This window comes from Neobacillus camarae (assembly GCF_054950115.1).
Genome location: NZ_JBUCKX010000003.1, coordinates 392,948 through 410,739, shown reverse-complemented (window position 1 = coordinate 410,739; position 17,792 = coordinate 392,948). Strand labels below are relative to the sequence as shown.

The window sequence follows — 17,792 nt, the reverse complement described above, 5'->3', positions numbered from 1 at the left end:
TACAATAGATTAGACTTGTGATGAGTCATCGAAGGGAAGAAATTTATCTACATATCCATCACTCTTATAAAAAATAGAGGAGTTGGTTTTATGCTTTCCCCGTTAACCCCGTTAGATTGGAAACGTCGTGCGCTGAAGTATTATCCCGACAAAACTGCCGTCATTGATGGAGACAAGGAGTTTACATACCGTGAGTTTGGAAAGAGGACGGACCAGCTGTCTGCTGCCCTAAACCAGGCAGGAATCGGGCAAGGAGACCATGTCGCGGTGATGCTTCCAAACACCCATTACATGCTTGAATGTTTTTACGGTATCTGCCAGCTCGGCGCTGTCATGGTTCCACTCAACTACCGGCTATCCGCTAGTGATTTGGAGTATATCATTCGCCACAGTGATTCCAAAATGTTGATTGTGGACGCTGAATTTTGTGCTCCGATTGAAAAAATTGTCGATAACCTTGCTCTAGAGCAAATTGTTATTGTGTCCGTTCCAGGTTTTGAAACCGCTTTAATAGGAGTCGATTATGAAGATCTCCTCCAGCATGCCCCGGAGGCGGACGGACTGCCGGAAGTGGAAATCGATGAAAACCAACTTTTGACTCTTAATTACACAAGCGGAACTACTTCTAAACCGAAGGGGGTTATGCTGACACATCGAAGCAACTACATGAATGCGGCTAATTTTATGTATCACCTGGGCGTTAACCATGACGATGTCTACCTGCATACATTGCCGATGTTCCATGCCAACGGCTGGGGCGGCGTATGGGCCCTTACTGCTGCAGGGGGCACTCATGTTTGCTTAAGAAAGGTCGACCCTCCGCTTATTTTAAATTTATTCGAAACAAAAAAAATTACCCTTCTATGTGGGGCACCAACTGTCGTCAATATGCTTGTCAATGATCCAAAAGCGAAAGAGGTCCACATCAAGACCAATCCGCGAATGGCTACAGCAGGGGCACCTCCTGCAGCCGCTCTGATTAAAAAAGCACAAGAGATACTTGGTTTAAAAATGATGCACGTTTATGGCCTTACTGAAACCTCCCCGTTCATCCTTTACTGTGAGTGGAAAAATGAGTTCGATTCCAAATCTTCTGAAGAACAAGCTGTCATTAAGGCAAGGCAAGGGATCGAGCTTGCGTTTAACGGGGAAACTAGGGTGGTTCATCAAGATGGGGAAGAAGTGGCCTGGAATGGAGAGGAATTGGGTGAAATCATTACCCGTGGGAATGTCGTTATGGCAGGCTATTATAAGGACCCTGTCACCACGGCAGCTGCCATCAGGGACGGATGGTTCCATACCGGTGATTTGGCGGTTACACATCCTGACGGTTATATTGAAATCCGTGACCGGGCTAAAGATTTAATCATTTCCGGAGGTGAAAATATATCATCTACGGAAGTGGAGGGTGTCCTGTACCGGCATCCGGCAGTTTTGGAATGTGCGGTAATCGCCATCCCTGATGAAAAGTGGGGTGAGGTACCGATGGCCATTATAGTATTGCAGCCGGGTGCAACGCCAACCGAAGCCGAAATTATTGAGTTTTGCCGTTCGGAAATGGCCCACTTCAAAGCGCCAAAGGTAGTTGAGTTTGTAGACGCACTTCCTAAAACAGCCACAGGTAAATTACAAAAGTACCGATTAAGAGAATTGCACTGGACCGGTCCAAAGAAAGTGAACTAATACGAATGGAAAAAAAGAGCAGCCCATTTAGATTGGCTGCTCTTTGATTAATGCTTTTACCTTTAGTGTAGGCAAAAAGTTTTGCAAAGTCCGTTTTTGTTCGTCGTTTAACGGGACCATCGGCAAGCGGACATCCCCGACTTGGATACCGCACATATTCAAAGCCGCTTTGACCGGAGATGGGCTTGGTAACGCAAACAAAGCTTTAATGGTTGGGAGAAGACGGCGATGGGCAACTGCTGCTGCCTGAACATCCCCATTTTTAAAGTTTGTTATCATCTCTTGAAGTTCATTGCCGATAATATGGGAAGCAACAGAGATGACTCCTGCACCACCAATCGCCAGAACTGGCAAAGTCAAAGCATCGTCACCACTGTATAGGGTAAAGTCACTAGGCGTTTCGCTGATGATAGCGGACATGTTATCCAAGTTGCCGCTTGCTTCCTTAACGGCGACGATATTGTGGATTTGGGAAAGCCGGACAATGGTGTCCACTTCCAAATTGACCACACTCCGTCCAGGAATATTATAAAGCATGACCGGTAATCGTGTGGATTCTGCTATAGTCTTGAAATGTTGATATAACCCTTCCTGGGAAGGTTTATTATAATAGGGAACCACCAGCATGATTCCGTCGACTCCAGCTTCCTCCGCTTTTTTTGTTAGATTGATAGAAGCCCGCGTGTTATTGGAGCCTGTTCCTGCAATGACAGGAACTCTTCCCGCTGCTTCAGTGACAACAAATTGAAATAACTTTACTTTTTCTTCAGTTGTCAAGGTTGGCGATTCGCCAGTCGTACCACAGACGACTAAACCATCAGTCCCATTATCAATTAAATGATTCACTAAAATTTTTAATGCAGGAAAGTCAATTTCACCTTCTTGATCAAATGGTGTCACCATTGCGGTTAATACTTGGCCGAAATTCATTTATCTCACCCTTTAACTCAATTTTTTTATAAAAAATAGAGGTGGTAAAGGCAAATCAAACGTCAACGCAAAAAAGCAGCAACGAGAGCATCGATGCTGCGATAGAACCAAAAATAAGTTCCCACGCGTGAGATAGCCCTCCATATAGTTGCCTATATGACAGTTCTGTGCTTATTCAACGACAGAACCAGCTTCAAGAACAAATGAGCTTCTATCAGCTTCGGCAAATTCCCCTTTCCATCATTATCACAGGACCTCAATATCCTCCAACGATGTACTAATGGTTTTTGCGCCTCTATCCTCACTTCAAAAGGTTTGAAGTAAAGAAATATGTAATTACCTGTACTATAGCAGATTATCCATGAGAATTCAAGGATTTAGAAAAATTTTTCGAATCTTTCGTTAATTTATCAACTGCAATAAATCGCGGACTGCATATGCGAAACCCTCTTCATCATTGGTTTTCGTTACAATATCGGCTTTTTGCCGGACATGTTGGGGAGCATTTCCCATCGCCACCGAGGTGGTAGCGACTTCGAATTGGGCCAGATCATTTCCGCCATCGCCAAAGGCAATAATTTCGTCAAAAGAGAAGTTCATTATCTGCTGATACCGTAATAACGCCTTACCTTTGTGGGCTTCACTCGAGGTGATTTCCACATTATTAGGGAAGGAGGAAGCCATGGAGATATCAAATTTCCCTCCCAAGGCTGATTTTACTAGCTCAATTTTTTCAATTTGGTCCTGATAAACCAGGGCAATCAGTTTGTAGATTTTCAGATTTTCTTTCTCTGTAATCACGTCGTAGTTAAAATTATCAAATAAGTCATCAAGTTCTTGTTTTGTTTTATTGTGTAGTGGTGGGAGTGTCGATGGAAGCCCGCCTTCATTGGTGTAAACCAGCACGCCGACACCTAAATTCTTTAAGATCGCAAAAATTTCTTTATAGGTGGACATCGGAATCGTTGCTTCAAAAAGCAGTTCCTTTGATTCGGAATAAAGGTTTGAACCATTTATACAAAAAATGGGTATCTCCAGGTCTTGTATAGCCTTCAGTTTTATGACATCGGCCAAAGCCCGCCCGGTGTTTAAAATAACGCAATGTCCTTTCTGTTGCAATTCGTGCAGGACCTTTATGCTTTCTTCCGTCAATTCGTGGTCGGAGTTTAATAATGTGCCGTCTAAGTCAATTGATAAGCATTTCATGGTGTCAGTATCCTTTCTATTTCTCATACATCCTATACTATATCAAAATTCCCTAGCGATGAAAAACTTTACCGACTGGGCATAACAAGAGGGTAATGAACAATATTAAAATTGGAATTATTTTGAAAAAGAGAAAAGTACCTTGAAGAAATGGCTAGTTTGTACTTGGTTTAGCTTTTTTGCTGGCGATACCAAGTATCCCGGCAGCGGTTAATGCCGCCGGTACCACCCCATTAAGGCAGAACGTTATTAATGAAAAAGTTATTCAATTAAAATATGACATGCAAAAGCTATGGATTGAACATGCATGGTGGACGAGGAGTTTAATCGTCAGCAGGATGGGAAACTTAAACATCAAAACGATGTATTGGCAAGGCTATTGAGAAATCAGGAAGACCTGGGAAATCTGATTAAACCTTACTACGGAGAAAAAGCTGGCAGCAAGTTTACAAGCTTGTTGAAGGAACATATCGTCATAGCTGGAAGAATTATCGATGCCGCTAAAAAAGGTGATCAAGCAAGCGTGGACCGCTTCAATAAGGATTGGTTCCGGAAGGCGGACGAAATTGTGGCATTCCTATCAAGCGCAAACCCCAATTGGCCAAAAGCGGAACTTCGTGACATGTTTTATACCCACTTAAAATTAACAACCAACGAAGTAGTGGACCGCCTCAAGGGGGATTGGCCGGCGGATATTAAAACGGCTGACACGAATGAAAGGCATTTAATCAATATGGGAGATTTTTGACAGAAGGCATTGTTAAGCAGTTCCCGGAGAAATTTAAATAAAGATTTATGCAGATGAAAAAGAACACTCAGGAAGAACTTGGTGCTTGGCCAGGTTCTTTTTATTTGGGTTTACAACGGGCAATCCGAAATATTAAAGGTATTAATGCAAACATTTTGTTTTGCTGAAAAGGGAATACCAATATCGAAGCCTGTCTTCATCATAAGCATTTAAGTTTGTTAATCACGAAGCAATTGTTACTATAGAAATAGATTTTTAAATGAAAGGATCATTATTTATGGCAAATATTCATATACCTGTATCTGTGTTAAACTTGGCCCCAATCCGTGAAGGGCAGGATTCTAAACAAGCAATCGATTCGATGGTCGACTTGGCGCAAGCGGTCGAGTCAATGGGATATTCCCGCTATTGGATTGCCGAACATCACAATTCCCCGACGCTAGTGAGCTCGGCTACGTCGATTTTGATTAATCATACTTTAGAACATACGCAAACGATTCGTGTGGGCTCTGGCGGGGTAATGCTTCCCAATCATTCCCCTTTGGTCGTTGCGGAACAGTTTGGGACGATGGCCACGATTTATCCAGGGAGATTGGATTTAGGGCTTGGCCGTGCTCCTGGGACCGATATGATGACGGCGAATGCCTTAAGGCGTTCCAAAAATGATTCTGTCTACACCTTTCCAAATGACGTGAAAGATTTGCTCACCTATTTTGGATCGGACGAAAAGCAAGGCTATGTCAAAGCCTATCCCGGTGTCGGCACCAATATTCCTATCTATATTCTTGGTTCTTCAACGGATTCCGCTTATTTGGCAGCAAGTTTGGGGCTTCCTTATGTGTTTGCCTCGCACTTTGCCCCAAGGTATATGGAGGAAGCAATCTCGATTTACCGCAGTCGGTTCCAGCCGTCTGAGTACTTGGATAAACCGTATATGATGGTTTGTTTGAATGTAATCGCAGCGGAAACCGATGATGAAGCGGAATTTTTAGCAACTACGAAGCACCAATTCTTTTTGAATGTTGTTCGCGGTTCGCAGATGAAGCTCCAGCCGCCTGTTGCAACCATGGATGGATTATGGAATGCCGCTGAGAAGGACATGGCGGAATCGATGTCAAGTGTGACGCTGTTGGGAAGCAAAGAAACGGTCCACGGCCAATTGACAACCTTCCAAGAGTTTTATGATGTGGAAGAACTGATGGCCGTGACCTATATTTATGATCCTGAAAAACAAAAAAGGTCTTTCGAAATCTTAAAAGAAATCATGGATGGAAAATAACTTGGTATAATGGAGTGGGGTGGGAATCCACTCCATTTTATTTTAGAGTCAGGTTGGAGTTGAACAAAATGGGTCGTTCGTTTGCAAAATGGTATGACTTTTTTATGAGCCCTTTAGAAAAAAATAAATTTAAGACAATCCGCACGGATCTCCTGTCAAATGCAACAGGGCGTGTGCTTGAAATTGGTTCCGGAACAGGGATTAACTTTCCGTTGTACGAGGCTGATGTAAATGTGGTAGCAATTGAGCCAAGTTTGGATATGATCGAGCGCTCGAAGATGAAACTAAAACAAGCCCGCGTGCCAATTGAACAGATTCAATCGAGCGCGGAGGAGCTGCCTTTTCCCGACCACTCATTTGATACAATTGTAGCCACTCTCGTATTTTGCACGATCCCAAATCCTGATAAGGCATTGCACGAAATGATGAGAGTCTGCAAACCAGATGGAAGAATTCTCTTTTTTGAACATGTAAAAATGGACAACCGGTTATTAGGTACCCTTCAAGAATGGCTAACCCCAGCTTGGAAAAAAATCTGCGATGGCTGCTGCCTAAACCGGGATACACTTGGACTATTGCAGTCCCATGGTCTAACCATCGAAAAGGTAGAAAACCATTACAATGGATTGTTTCTATACATAGAATCACGCAACCACTAAAACGGCAAAACTTATCACTTTAATACGTTACCCTGCTGGGGGACAGGCCCCAAGAAGGAAAAGAGGTTGAACAACTAGAATTAATAAGTGGACAACTTTGGAAGGACACTTCTTAGAAGGAAAAGACTACATAGGAGTGATTGTGAATGGCAAACAATCGGAATCGGAAAATTTTGCTGGCTGGCAGGCCGAAGGGGATGCCGGATGAACGTCATTTTGAGATGATTGAGGAGCAAATTCCGGAAATCAAAGAAGGCGAAGTATTGATCCAATCGCTTTATTTGTCCGTTGATCCTTATATGCGCGGACGGATGTCGGATGCCAAATCGTACGCCAAGCCATACGAGGTTGGCAAACCGTTTATCGGGGGAATTGTCGGGAAGGTCATTGAATCCAAAAATTCAAGGTTTCAGGTGGGCCAACACGTGGAGGGCCGCCTCGAATGGGCCGAATTCAATGTTTCGGATGGAAGAGAAATCCGTAAAGTAAACCCTGAATGGGGTCCAATTACCACTGCCCTTCATGTCCTTGGCATGCCGGGGTTAACGGCCTATTTAGGCCTGACGCTTATTGGACAGCCGAAAGAAGGGGAAACGGTTGTTGTTTCCGGTGCTTCCGGCGCCGTTGGCATGATTGTTGGACAAATTGCCAAACTTAAAGGCTGCCGTGTTGTCGGGATTGCCGGAGCGGATGACAAATGCCGTTATTTAACAGATGAATTGGGGTTTGATGCCGCCATTAATTACAAAACGGCGGAAAAACTCCGGAAAGCATTAAAAGAGGCTTGCCCTGATGGGGTGGATGTTTATTTTGACAACGTTGGAGGCAAGGTGAGTGACGCGGTTATGTCTCTGATAAACTTCCAATCCAGGACGATTATTTGCGGACAAATCTCCCAATATAACCTGGAAATGCCTGAGCTTGGTCCTCGAGTGGCGGGACAGCTTTTGACAACCAGTTCGTTAATGAAAGGGTTCATCGTTTCCGACTATGCCGAACACAATAAAGAGGGTCTCCTCCAACTGTCACAATGGCTCAAGGAAGGAAAAATCAAATACCGCGAAAATATCGTCGAAGGTTTTGAAAACACAGTCGATGCCTTTCTTGGCCTATTCCGCGGAGACAATATCGGCAAGCAATTAGTAAAATTAGCAGAATAAAGTTTAGCGCTTTAAAGCGGCGGGGGCCTGTCCCCCGCCTAATTAACGCGGGAAAGTACCAGGGGACAGGCCCCTAAAATTCCCTAGAAATTTCTCGAGTCCGTGCGGGAAGTTGTTTAGGGTTTTTTTGTTTAGTTGGTAGAAGACGTAGTAGCTTTGCCGGCTGGCTGTTATGAGGTTTGCGTCTCTAAGTATTTTCAGATGTTTGGAGATGGCTCCTTCTGTTATGCCGATTAAAGTGGACAGTTCTCTCGTTGATCGGGGCTGCTGGGTTAAGTATCGGATGATTTGCAATCTTGTAAAGTCCCCCAAGGCACGGAAAATCTGTAGCAGGTCTTCGGGGGGAATGGGCTGGGCCGCTTCCAATTGGTTTTCCGAAATAGAATAGTTAATCCCTAGCTGTCTATGGGTGCTGACAAATAAGTGTGGCCAAGCAAAGTAAGTAGGGGCCAGAAATAACCGGTCCTCCGTTCCAAAAGTGATTTCCTTTTTTGATTTCCTCCTAATGACCGCACGATTCTCCCCAGGAATGCTGGCAATCTCATCCGAAAGACTGGCCAGTAATGGGAGTACTCCTTCGTTCATCAGGATTCGTCCTCGAAGGGCAATGTCATTTAAAAACCGCTCCTCCATTGTTGGCCATTCCTCTTTTAAACAGCGATTCCAAAATTCCTCAAGCATGTTCGCAAAACGTTGCCGACTGGCCTCCGGATTTTCTACCAGCTCGTAAACTATTTGGTTGAATTCTGGATACCGATCTACCCCCACTTCAAGCAGCTTTTTTGCCATTTCAGACTGATGGGCCACAGGGCCATCCAAAGCCTCGAGAACTACCTGTTGATATTCCTCCTTCGGTTTTTGTAACAGTTCATTAAGGTCTATTTCAAATGAACGGATGGCCGAGTCCTCTTGCAATTCCCAGAACGGGACAATCGGACGGTTATAAAAAATCCTGAACGCCTCAATTTCTGTTTTTAATACAGGACTTATTTTTTTCCGTGCCTGCATCACCCATGGAATATGCAGGGGATGGTGCTTGCAATCCGAGAACACATGCAACGCAATCAGGGTTTCATGTGCAGCTGAATAACCAAAATCTATTTGCTCCGGTGTAAGGTTAGCCACTTTTAATGAAAAAGACATGTTTCCCCTCCAACTGATTTACTCTTTACTCAATAAGTAGTTTTGTTAATTAATTCCATCATATAATAGGTTCATATAAAGCATCAATTATAAGGTAGAAGGGAGAGTTTTTTGTGAACGGTAAATTCTTCAGCAAGCATTTCAAACTGGAAAAAGTAACGGAGGGAATCTATGCGGCGATATCTAAGCCAGGGGGTGGTTCTGTGGCCAATGCGGGATTCGTGGATTTGGGTGATAGAACTATCGTGTTTGATACCTTTAACACCCAGCAGGCTGCCGAAGACTTGAAGAGGATGGCACAGGAGGCGACCAACCGTGAAAAAATCACGTGGGTGGTCAATAGTCATTGGCACGGTGACCATATTAGAGGCAATCAAGTGTTTAGTGACAGTACCATCATTTCCAGCCAGATCACTTTTGAAAAAATTAAAGAGCTGCACCCCGCGCGGATTCACAAGCAAAAGAGTGAATTAGATGGTCTGACAAGGTATATTGACTCTCTGCAAAGCCAAAATCCAGATGGGAAATTGGACCCGCAAATCAGTTTCCTCAAGGAAATGGAAACATCATTGCCAGGATTGGAACTGACCCTGCCGCAGCAGACCTTTAAGAATGAACTACGGTTCTTTGGAACCAAAAGGACAGCTTTTCTTTTTACTTTAGGAGGAGGACATTCATATTGTGATGCCTTTCTCTACTTGCCGGAAGATAAGGTGATTTTTACGGGAGATTTACTCTCTGTCGAGAATCACCCCGCTTTCTTTGAAGAATCCGAACCGAAAAATTGGGTGAACATGTTGCGGAAGATTGAATGTATGGATTTCGAAACGGCTATTCCTGGGCACGGTCCAATCGGGAAAAAATCTGACATAGCAAAGGTGATGGAATATATGGAGGACATTGGTGAATTAGCAAACCGGGAAGCAGACAACATAGAAGTTCCGTACAAATATCAAAACTGGTCTTCTCCTGAAGTTTTTCAAAAAAATATAGCAGTATTCGTGGCAAAAAAGATGCACCCATAAAAAGACAAGGCTAGAAAACTTCAATTCTAGCCTTCTTTCATGTTGATTCAATTGTGGCGATTGTTTCTCTCTTTGTTTTTGGCATTTTCTTTGTTTTCATCCTTAGAAGTTGCCAAGTCACTGCCAGAAAGCCCACTTGAAACCGTTCCAATCGGGCCCAGCATAGTGCCGGCGGCTGCTCCAATGGCACCACTTCCTATATTCCCTACTGCTTCACCCACGTCAGTCATCTTGTCGTTTGTATCATTTTGCTTATGTTTATCACTCTGGGCCATCCTATTCACTCCTTCCTTACGGATATAATGCCCAACTAATGGAAAATTAATCTTAGCGGCCCAGTCCTTCATCGCTTTAAAGTGGTGGGGGACAGGCCCCTTTTCGGTCCATTGGCCCGACATTTCATGGCATTAACCTTCATAGGATAGAACCAGGGGTGTCGAGGTGAAAAGTTGGTTGAAGGCTTTAATATTAGCTTATCTTTCACTTTTGTTCTTTGGCAGTTTTATTATGATTGGCATGCTTTGGACAGGTGCCTTGGAATCGAAGATGCCGTCTCTGTCTATAATTGAAGTTTTTTTATATTATTTCTTTGCCGGGGCCATTGGCGGTTCATTGCGGCATCTTTATATGTTTTGCACTCATTATATGAGAGGCGAATTATCCGATTACCGCCAGTGGATTATGTATATTTTTTATCCGATTTTTGCAACAGGGACTGCAGTTGTTGCTGTTACATTGATTCAAAGTGGGGTACTGCTCATTGAGTTTACTGATAATCAAGACACGCCGTTAGGACAGATTTCCATAGCCTTTTTTGTAGGATTCGGTTTCAACCGCTTTGTAAATAAATTGAATTCCGTATCTAAGGATCTATTCCAAACGAAAAATAAAAGTACAGATGATCCTAAAAAATAAGTCCGTTTTCAGACTAAGGCGAAAAATGAAAATAAAGGATTTGAATAGTGGTTTGTTCTTATATGCAGGATTATAATAAATATAAAGAAATTATGGATGTAGAAAAAAAGCCCAAGGGAGTTGATTGGATGAAATATGTAAGACCTCCTTGTTAATATGAACAAAAAATTCGGCCGCCTCCTTTTTATATTTTTTAAACCAAAAAATATAAAAAGGAGAGAAAGGCATGAATTATTATCTTAACGTAAATAGAATTTTCTTTATTGCTTTTTTCCATAACCTTATCCCTGCTTACGTCATCGAAAGGCTGTTTTGGGAGCAGCGGGGCATGTCGGTCATATCGGTCGTTCTATGTGAGATGATTTACGCCGTCACGGTTATGGTTTGTGAAATTCCTTCCGGTATTTTAGCAGATCGATTCGGAAGAAAGGTTTTGCTTGTGTTAGGGGCCGTTTTATCCATGCTGGAATTCGTCATACTGCTCTTGGCCTATCACTTTTGGACTTTTGCTTTGGTGGTGTTTTTGGCAGGGATATCCAGTGCCTGCTCAAGCGGTGCCTTAAATGCGTTATTGTATGATTCTCTCTTGGTAGAGAAAAAGGAAAAGGATTTTGAAAAAATTATTGGAAGAATCAACTCGGTTGAATTAATCGGGGCGATCGTGGCCGCGCTTTCCGGAAGTGTCTTGGCAAATTTCTTTGGATTTGGAATGAACTATGTTCTGTCCGTTGGCAGCATGCTTTTGGCTTTAGTCCTTACGTTTGTTCTTAATGAACCTCCAAGGAAGAAGGAGAAGACCGAAAATGAAAGCGAATCGGACAATTTAAAGGTTATCTTTATCCAAACGATAAGATTTTTTAATACCAATACCCGGTTGGTTTGGGTGATAACGAACGCACTGGCCATTTCTGCCTGCATCACGTATCTTGATGAGTTTTGGCAGCTGTATTTAGAGGAAAAAGGGTTTCAAGTCCTATTTTTTGGCGTATTCTCGACCATCATTTTTCTAGCGAGAATCCCGGGAAATTTGATGGCCGCCAATTTTTTGACCCATTTTAAAGCGGAGACGATTATTATAACGGTTCTAGGGCTGACCGCTGCTGGATTTTTCCTGTCTGCCATTTTTTCTGGCATTTCTGGTATCCTCATGATTATCCTGATATTTTTAGCAAGCGGGGTAATTGAACCTGTTGTTTCAGGATTTCTTCACCACAGAGCAGGCTCGGAAATCAGGGCCACAATGGAATCCTTTCAATCACTGATTGAGCGAGGGATTACCTTTTTGATAGGAATTGGCTTCGGCCTCATCTCCACTAGTACTTCCGTGAATTCAGGTTTCATATTTCTAGGGACAGTACTGTTCTTTGTTTTTTGTTTTTTCTATAAATATCTGAGAGCATTGAGGTAGATGACAACAGGCTGCTGTTTCTAGCAGCCTGTTGAAATATAAATGAAAAAATCACAGAAAGCAGGTTGAAGTATATGGACTACGTTAAACTTGGCAGCACCGGTATGGAGGTATCCCGCCTTTGTCTTGGCTGCATGAGCTATGGGGTGCCGGAACGGGGAACCCATGCGTGGGTGTTGAACGAAGAAGAAAGCCGTCCGTTTATTAAGAAGGCATTGGACATGGGCATTAACTTCTTTGATACGGCCAATGTCTATTCAGATGGTACAAGCGAGGAGATTGTCGGCCGGGCGCTTAAGGATTTTGCCCGACGTGATGAAATTGTCATCGCCACAAAAGTGTTCAATCGGATGCATCCTGGACCAAATGGGGCAGGCCTGTCCCGAAAAGCAATTATGAGTGAGATTGATAACAGTTTAAGAAGGTTGGGTACAGACTATGTGGACCTGTACCAAATTCACCGTTGGGATTACAGCACACCAATTGAAGAGACCATGGAAGCATTGCACGATGTGGTGAAAGCCGGCAAAGCGAGATACATTGGGGCCTCTTCTATGTATGCTTGGCAATTTTTAAAGGCTTTACATACCGCCGAGAAACACGGCTGGACCCGCTTCGTATCAATGCAAAACTATTTGAACCTGCTGTATCGGGAAGAAGAAAGGGAAATGCTGCCGCTTTGTAAGGAAGAAAAAATTGGCGTAATTCCATGGAGCCCAATGGCAAGAGGCAAGCTGACCCGTGATTGGAATGAGACAACATCACGTTCCGAAACGGACGAATTCGGTAAAACTCTTTACGCATCAGCCGTAGAAGCCGACCGCAAAGTGGTCGGACGAGTGGCGGAATTAGCCGAAAAGCGCGGCGTTCCACGGGCGCAAATCGCACTCGCTTGGGTACTGCAAAAACAGCCGGTCACTGCACCCATCATCGGAGCAACCAAACTGCACCATCTTGAAGACGCAGTCGCCGCCCTCACAATCCAACTGACACCTGAAGAAATTACCTTCCTCGAAGAACCGTACGTACCACACCCAATACTGGGCTTCAGATAACCAAAACGGGGTAGTGCGTTAACGCTTTACTCTGGCGGGGGCCTGTCCCCCAGCGCGTTAAAGCGTTAATTAAATGGGGGACAGGCCCCGAAAGATGTAAAGGTCTGCCGCAGGTGCGGTCAGACCTTTTTGTGGTTTTGGTATGTTTTTATTTATGTTGGGCGTCAAGGAATACTTTTTGGGCTGCGAGTACTCCTGCTCCGGGTTCAAATGGGTAGGAGAAGTCTTGCAAGCCTGCTTCGATAAGGGAGACGGCTTCTAGGATATCCGACGGGAAGCAGTAGCCCATATGCCCGAAGCGGAAGATTTTCCCTTGCAGGTGGCCGAGCCCGCCTGCAAAATCAATGTGATATTTTTGCTTCAGGTGTTTGATAAATGCCGTGGCGTCTACGCCCTCAGGAGCGAGGATTGTGGTAATGGTCGGTGACGCATGCTCATCACTGGTGAGAAGGCCGATAGATAATGCTTTCATGGCTTCACGGACCATATTTTTCATTAATTCATGCCGCGAGATGGTCTGCTCGATTCCACCTTCTTCTTCAATCAAATCACATACTGCCGAGAGCCCCATAATCAGTGAAATTGCGGGAGTGTTCGGCGTCATTCCTTTTTCTGCCCAACTGCGATAGTTTAATAAATCCAAGTAGTAGGCAGGTTTTTGGACTTGTTCGATCACTTTCCATGCCCGATCGCTAACGCTCAAAAGAGAAAGGCCCGGAGGGAGCATCATGGCTTTTTGCGATCCCGTTACTAAAATATCAATTCCCCAAGCATCCATTTCAGCCAGTGCCCCGCCAATACAGCTCACACCATCCACAATAAATAATGCATCAGTTTGCGTGTGCACCACATGTGCCAATTTCTCAATAGGGTTGAGGATTCCGGTAGATGTTTCATTGTAAGTGGCAAAAACAGCCTTGATGTTTGATAATGGTTTGAGGAACTCGTTTAAATCTTCCTTCGTGCAAGCTTGGCCCCATGGCTTTTCCAGTTTATGCACGTTAAACCCGTATTTTTCACAAATGGAGACAAAATAATCCCCAAAGGCCCCAACGGTAATCACCACTACGTCTTCGCCAGGTGACACCGTATTGACAGCGGCCGCTTCCAATGCGGCGGTTCCGCCTGATGGCAGAAGCAAGATGTCCTGCTTCGTCCCGAAGACAGGTTTCACACGGTTGGTTGTTTCGCGAAACAATTGAACAAACTCTTCTGTCCGATGGCTGATCATATCCTGACTCATCGCCAGTTGGACTTTTTTGGGGATAGGGGTCGGTCCTGGATGTCTTAAAATGTTGGGATACATACAGATTCCTCCATTATGTAAGTATGATGATACAAATAAACAAATTTCCAATATCCAGTTAAATTATATCAAAATAAATGGTAAATATCCCTAAATAGAAACAAAGAAAAAGTGTGTTTACGAAAATTCCAATTTGAGCCCTATTAAAAAAATTCAATATTTGTTCATATGGGCCCCAATTTAGTAGAATTGGATTGTGATAGGATGGAAATGCAATTACTCAAATAGTATCTGCAAAAAAATTAAAGGAGATTAGAAATGGGCCTTGATATGTATCTATTTTCGTTACCCAAGATTTCCGGCATGACTTACGAGGAAATCAAAGCAGCCGATCTAAATTTAAGTGAACACAAGGCAAACCAAGACGAGGTTTATCAAAAAGTGAAGCCGCACCTTAAGCACTTTAATGAGTTTGGCCACTCTTGGACGAGCTTATACGAAGAAGTGGCTTACTGGAGAAAGGCAAACCAAATCCATCATTGGTTTGTGGAAAATCTCCACGAGGGGAAAGATGAACCAGTTTTTACTCAAGAATTGACAAAAGACAACTTGAAGCAACTCTATGATCTTTGTGTGAGAGTTCTAAAGGATTTTGACCATTCCCCGCAAATATTGCCCACCAGACCAGGACCGTTTTTTGGAAGCACCTCCTATGGTGACATTTATTACGAACAAGTGATGCAAACCATAATCTTGTTTGATAACCTCCTGAAAAACTTCAACTTTAAAACCCACTATTTGTTATATCAATGTTCATGGTAAAAAGCCTGCTGCCAATTTAAAACTTTTCCACACATATACAGTCATTCCGGAACTGTAATTCCTAAAAAATCAATAGTTTTCTACAAAAGGAATGCAGCATGGCGCCAACATGCTGCATTCCTTCGAAACTATAAAAAAGTCAACACAATCTCAAATAGAATAAGGATGACGATAATCCATTCAACAAACAGCCCGCGGATGGAATGGCTGATGGTTGAAAAACCATCCATAATGTTATACAAAATTTCTGTCTTGCTTTTCAAAATTTTGTAACGGTCACTCAGTTCAAAGAATTCGGTCATCCGATCGTAAAATTCACTGGCCGTGCTGCTGGTCCAAGTAATATCAGGCTTATCCAGGATCATGATATAAGCCAGCGTGTTGTATTCATGGCGGACGATTTTCGCAGTCGTTCTGGCCAGTTCTTTGTTGCCAATCCTCAATTTTCCCTTCTCAAGCCGGTCAATCATCGTTTCCAATTTGTCATGAATCTTTCCTAGCTGCTCCTCCGTTTTCTCCAAGGCAACCGATTTTGCAAGAACCGTCGAAATCAATTCGGGGTAGAAATCTTCATAATCTGGTACGACTACATATTCATCCGTGAGTTCCATATGGTCAGACTCGCTAATATGGAGACTGTAATCATCCGTATACTGATCTCTATTTTTTAAATCGATGTCGGGCTCGAAGTTTTGCAGGAATTTGATAAATTTATTCATCTCGTCTGTGTCGGAAACGTTGATAAAAACCACACTGCCAAACGAAAAAACAAGGATACCTTGCGATTCTTCCATTTGTTTACTCAAGAGTTTTTCGAGTATAGACCCTTTTAAGATTAATGGCTGTTCCCAGGTGAATTTTTTCGGAATACCACAATGCAGGGCAATCTTGTTTAAATCGATTTCGTTTGTAAGGGCAAATGCTTTAAAGGTAATAGCGTTCATCTTCTCACTCTTTTCAGCATATTAATAGATTCTATCTTTTAAAAACATGATTTCCAATAACCAGTGTGGTTTGTCTAGAATCGAGCCAGCGGCTGGTAGCAGTATCTGGATTATAAAAATATAAGGAGTCGTTTGTTATGTCCCTGCTTTCACTGAGTGCCTGAGAGACAGCGTGAATCGATTCCTCATCAGCAGGTTTATTAATTTGGCCGTTTCGGACTGGCTGAAATTGTCCCTTTTGATAAATGACGCCTTCAATTGTATCGGGGAAGGCAGTGCTTTCCACCCGGTTTAGGACAACGTTTGCAACCGCCACTTTTCCTCCAAACGGTTCACCTTGCGCCTCGGCTCGTACTAATCTTGCTAAAAGATCAATATCATAATCAGAGTATGGCTTATTCACTAATGGTGTGGCAACGGGTGCCGGGGAATAGTTGGCAACAGTTACTGTGGGACTGGTATGTATGGTTTCTCCTATATAGATTATATCAAGATTTTGCACCTGCGGGTTATGTTTTTCCAATTCCTGTAAAGTTAGTCCGTTTTCCCTAGCGATTTTGCACATCGTGTCTCCGCTTTTGACCGTATAGGCCAAAGCTGGTGAAGCAAATAAGAGCGAGACCGCCATTGTTAGTGCAGTAATTAGTTTTTTCATTATTATATTCCTCCTAGTAGATTGATATGATTCTCTTATTTGTTTCTATTACTATGAAAAAAAACAATATTTTAGTATTACAATTTCATGACATAGAACAAGGTGACATGTTTTTAATAGGATGATTAGGAAAATTATGCTAATATGATGTTGCGTTTTTAATAGCTTGTAGGAGTTGAAACCATGGGGAAGGATATACTGATGATAGACTTAGGAGACATCTTGCTGAGGGAATATATAGTAAAAGATGCGGATGCCATCTATGAACTTACACTGCAGCCTGAGGTGTACGAATTTTTGCCTGACTTTAAAACCACAAGAGAACAGAGATTAAACTGGGTGACGAATTACGAGATTCCTTTAAATAAAAAGTTTATAGCTGCACTTCCTAATATTGAAGAACAAACCTATTTGAGATTGGCGGTCATTTTAAAAGAAACAGAGGAGTTGATTGGGTTCGTTATGTCGGGGATAAAGGAAGAGCTGCCCCAGCCTAATCGCGAAATTGCTTATGCGATTTCAAAGCATTACCATAACCGCGGATACGCCACGAAAGCTGCTAAAGGATTGATTACCTTTTTGTTTAAACAAACCAATGTAGAAATTTTGAACGCTGTGGCGCTGCCTCGAAATACCGGATCCAATAAAGTCATTCAAAAAATTGGATTCCAATATATAAATGATGTAGAAATAAACAACCAGACCCACCACCACTACCTGCTGCACAAGAGTGCGTGGCGGTAGTTTCAAAGCTCACACTTTACTTGTATGACAAGATAAAGTGTGAGCTTTTGTTTTGGTCCAACTTCACTAGGTCTCAGGTCTGATATAAAAATCAAGCTCCAGCGCAATTATGGAAAATCAAGAATCGAGTTAAGATGAATACATGAAAAACAAATGGCTAAATAATTGAA

General features: G+C 43.0%; 18 protein-coding genes and 1 riboswitch. Of the genes, 11 read left to right on the top strand and 7 right to left on the bottom strand.

Annotation, left to right across the window (positions count from 1 at the left end; genetic code table 11):
• Positions 1-90: 90 nt before the first annotated feature.
• Positions 91-1,683 carry a long-chain-fatty-acid--CoA ligase gene (locus tag ACY8D0_RS17215; protein WP_462411750.1) on the top strand — a complete coding sequence of 531 codons (1,593 nt, stop codon included), beginning with the start codon at positions 91-93 and terminating at the stop codon, positions 1,681-1,683.
• Between the two features lie 27 nt (positions 1,684-1,710).
• On the opposite strand, the gene dapA is transcribed toward ACY8D0_RS17215, so the two are convergent.
• Both dapA and ACY8D0_RS17205 read right to left on the bottom strand, forming a co-directional pair.
• Positions 1,711-2,613: a 4-hydroxy-tetrahydrodipicolinate synthase gene (gene dapA, locus ACY8D0_RS17210; protein ID WP_462411749.1), complete on the bottom strand. Its 903-nt coding sequence runs from the start codon at positions 2,611-2,613 to the stop codon at positions 1,711-1,713.
• A gap of 125 nt (positions 2,614-2,738) precedes the next feature.
• Positions 2,739-2,919, bottom strand: a riboswitch (Lysine riboswitch).
• A gap of 96 nt (positions 2,920-3,015) precedes the next feature.
• Positions 3,016-3,846 carry an HAD family hydrolase gene (locus tag ACY8D0_RS17205; RefSeq protein ID WP_462411748.1) on the bottom strand — a complete coding sequence of 277 codons (831 nt, stop codon included), beginning with the start codon at positions 3,844-3,846 and terminating at the stop codon, positions 3,016-3,018.
• A gap of 280 nt (positions 3,847-4,126) precedes the next feature.
• On the opposite strand from ACY8D0_RS17205, the gene ACY8D0_RS17200 reads away from it, so the two are divergent.
• From ACY8D0_RS17200 to ACY8D0_RS17185, 4 genes are all read left to right on the top strand, one after another.
• Positions 4,127-4,567, top strand: a complete 441-nt coding sequence (locus tag ACY8D0_RS17200) for a hypothetical protein (RefSeq protein WP_462411747.1) — start codon at positions 4,127-4,129, stop codon at positions 4,565-4,567.
• 277 nt (positions 4,568-4,844) lie between these two features.
• A complete protein-coding gene (locus tag ACY8D0_RS17195; protein WP_462411746.1) occupies positions 4,845-5,846 on the top strand; it encodes an LLM class flavin-dependent oxidoreductase in 1,002 nt (333 codons plus the stop codon).
• Positions 5,847-5,914: 68 nt separating this feature from the next.
• Entirely contained in the window at positions 5,915-6,505 is a 591-nt protein-coding gene (locus ACY8D0_RS17190; RefSeq protein ID WP_462411745.1) for a class I SAM-dependent methyltransferase, read from the top strand.
• 146 nt (positions 6,506-6,651) lie between these two features.
• The gene (locus tag ACY8D0_RS17185; protein ID WP_462411744.1) at positions 6,652-7,665 is read left to right on the top strand and encodes an NADP-dependent oxidoreductase; all 1,014 of its coding nucleotides are present in this window, start codon (positions 6,652-6,654) and stop codon (positions 7,663-7,665) included.
• Between the two features lie 42 nt (positions 7,666-7,707).
• Here the strand turns inward: ACY8D0_RS17185 and ACY8D0_RS17180 are convergent, their stop codons facing one another.
• On the bottom strand, positions 7,708-8,808 hold the full coding sequence (locus ACY8D0_RS17180; RefSeq protein ID WP_462411743.1) for an ArsR/SmtB family transcription factor: 1,101 nt from the start codon (positions 8,806-8,808) through the stop codon (positions 7,708-7,710).
• 113 nt (positions 8,809-8,921) lie between these two features.
• Here ACY8D0_RS17180 and ACY8D0_RS17175 point away from each other — a divergent pair, with 113 nt between their 5' ends.
• Positions 8,922-9,833: an MBL fold metallo-hydrolase gene (locus ACY8D0_RS17175; protein ID WP_462411742.1), complete on the top strand. Its 912-nt coding sequence runs from the start codon at positions 8,922-8,924 to the stop codon at positions 9,831-9,833.
• Positions 9,834-9,880: 47 nt separating this feature from the next.
• Here ACY8D0_RS17175 and ACY8D0_RS17170 read toward each other — a convergent pair whose 3' ends face one another.
• Positions 9,881-10,108, bottom strand: coding sequence for a hypothetical protein (locus tag ACY8D0_RS17170; protein WP_462411741.1), 228 nt, complete (start codon positions 10,106-10,108; stop codon positions 9,881-9,883).
• Positions 10,109-10,274: 166 nt separating this feature from the next.
• Here ACY8D0_RS17170 and ACY8D0_RS17165 point away from each other — a divergent pair, with 166 nt between their 5' ends.
• The 3 genes from ACY8D0_RS17165 to ACY8D0_RS17155 all read left to right on the top strand — a co-directional run bounded on the left by ACY8D0_RS17165 (position 10,275) and on the right by ACY8D0_RS17155 (position 13,211).
• Positions 10,275-10,748, top strand: coding sequence for a hypothetical protein (locus tag ACY8D0_RS17165; protein WP_462411740.1), 474 nt, complete (start codon positions 10,275-10,277; stop codon positions 10,746-10,748).
• A gap of 226 nt (positions 10,749-10,974) precedes the next feature.
• Entirely contained in the window at positions 10,975-12,156 is a 1,182-nt protein-coding gene (locus ACY8D0_RS17160) for an MFS transporter (protein WP_462411739.1), read from the top strand.
• Between the two features lie 74 nt (positions 12,157-12,230).
• Positions 12,231-13,211, top strand: coding sequence for an aldo/keto reductase (locus tag ACY8D0_RS17155; RefSeq protein ID WP_462411738.1), 981 nt, complete (start codon positions 12,231-12,233; stop codon positions 13,209-13,211).
• 148 nt (positions 13,212-13,359) lie between these two features.
• On the opposite strand, the gene ACY8D0_RS17150 is transcribed toward ACY8D0_RS17155, so the two are convergent.
• Positions 13,360-14,517 carry a pyridoxal-phosphate-dependent aminotransferase family protein gene (locus ACY8D0_RS17150; protein ID WP_462411737.1) on the bottom strand — a complete coding sequence of 386 codons (1,158 nt, stop codon included), beginning with the start codon at positions 14,515-14,517 and terminating at the stop codon, positions 13,360-13,362.
• 258 nt (positions 14,518-14,775) lie between these two features.
• Between ACY8D0_RS17150 and ACY8D0_RS17145 the strand changes: the two genes are divergently transcribed.
• The gene (locus ACY8D0_RS17145; RefSeq protein ID WP_462411736.1) at positions 14,776-15,279 is read left to right on the top strand and encodes a hypothetical protein; all 504 of its coding nucleotides are present in this window, start codon (positions 14,776-14,778) and stop codon (positions 15,277-15,279) included.
• 128 nt (positions 15,280-15,407) lie between these two features.
• Here ACY8D0_RS17145 and ACY8D0_RS17140 read toward each other — a convergent pair whose 3' ends face one another.
• Positions 15,408-16,223, bottom strand: coding sequence for an RMD1 family protein (locus ACY8D0_RS17140; protein ID WP_462411735.1), 816 nt, complete (start codon positions 16,221-16,223; stop codon positions 15,408-15,410).
• 31 nt (positions 16,224-16,254) lie between these two features.
• Positions 16,255-16,878: a cell wall hydrolase gene (locus ACY8D0_RS17135; RefSeq protein ID WP_462411734.1), complete on the bottom strand. Its 624-nt coding sequence runs from the start codon at positions 16,876-16,878 to the stop codon at positions 16,255-16,257.
• 183 nt (positions 16,879-17,061) lie between these two features.
• On the opposite strand from ACY8D0_RS17135, the gene ACY8D0_RS17130 reads away from it, so the two are divergent.
• A complete protein-coding gene (locus ACY8D0_RS17130; protein ID WP_462411733.1) occupies positions 17,062-17,622 on the top strand; it encodes a GNAT family N-acetyltransferase in 561 nt (186 codons plus the stop codon).
• Positions 17,623-17,792: the final 170 nt, after the last annotated feature.

Coding starts and splice junctions, on each gene's coding strand:
- ACY8D0_RS17185 (WP_462411744.1), top strand. CDS start 6,652: ATGGCAAACAATCGGAATCGGAAAATTTTGCTGGCTGGCAGGCCGAAG.
- ACY8D0_RS17160 (WP_462411739.1), top strand. CDS start 10,975: ATGAATTATTATCTTAACGTAAATAGAATTTTCTTTATTGCTTTTTTC.
- ACY8D0_RS17200 (WP_462411747.1), top strand. CDS start 4,127: ATGGTGGACGAGGAGTTTAATCGTCAGCAGGATGGGAAACTTAAACAT.
- ACY8D0_RS17215 (WP_462411750.1), top strand. CDS start 91: ATGCTTTCCCCGTTAACCCCGTTAGATTGGAAACGTCGTGCGCTGAAG.
- ACY8D0_RS17195 (WP_462411746.1), top strand. CDS start 4,845: ATGGCAAATATTCATATACCTGTATCTGTGTTAAACTTGGCCCCAATC.
- ACY8D0_RS17145 (WP_462411736.1), top strand. CDS start 14,776: ATGGGCCTTGATATGTATCTATTTTCGTTACCCAAGATTTCCGGCATG.
- ACY8D0_RS17190 (WP_462411745.1), top strand. CDS start 5,915: ATGGGTCGTTCGTTTGCAAAATGGTATGACTTTTTTATGAGCCCTTTA.
- ACY8D0_RS17140 (WP_462411735.1), bottom strand. CDS start 16,223: ATGAACGCTATTACCTTTAAAGCATTTGCCCTTACAAACGAAATCGAT.
- ACY8D0_RS17180 (WP_462411743.1), bottom strand. CDS start 8,808: ATGTCTTTTTCATTAAAAGTGGCTAACCTTACACCGGAGCAAATAGAT.
- ACY8D0_RS17205 (WP_462411748.1), bottom strand. CDS start 3,846: ATGAGAAATAGAAAGGATACTGACACCATGAAATGCTTATCAATTGAC.
- ACY8D0_RS17150 (WP_462411737.1), bottom strand. CDS start 14,517: ATGTATCCCAACATTTTAAGACATCCAGGACCGACCCCTATCCCCAAA.
- ACY8D0_RS17130 (WP_462411733.1), top strand. CDS start 17,062: ATGGGGAAGGATATACTGATGATAGACTTAGGAGACATCTTGCTGAGG.
- dapA (WP_462411749.1), bottom strand. CDS start 2,613: ATGAATTTCGGCCAAGTATTAACCGCAATGGTGACACCATTTGATCAA.
- ACY8D0_RS17155 (WP_462411738.1), top strand. CDS start 12,231: ATGGACTACGTTAAACTTGGCAGCACCGGTATGGAGGTATCCCGCCTT.
- ACY8D0_RS17135 (WP_462411734.1), bottom strand. CDS start 16,878: ATGAAAAAACTAATTACTGCACTAACAATGGCGGTCTCGCTCTTATTT.
- ACY8D0_RS17170 (WP_462411741.1), bottom strand. CDS start 10,108: ATGGCCCAGAGTGATAAACATAAGCAAAATGATACAAACGACAAGATG.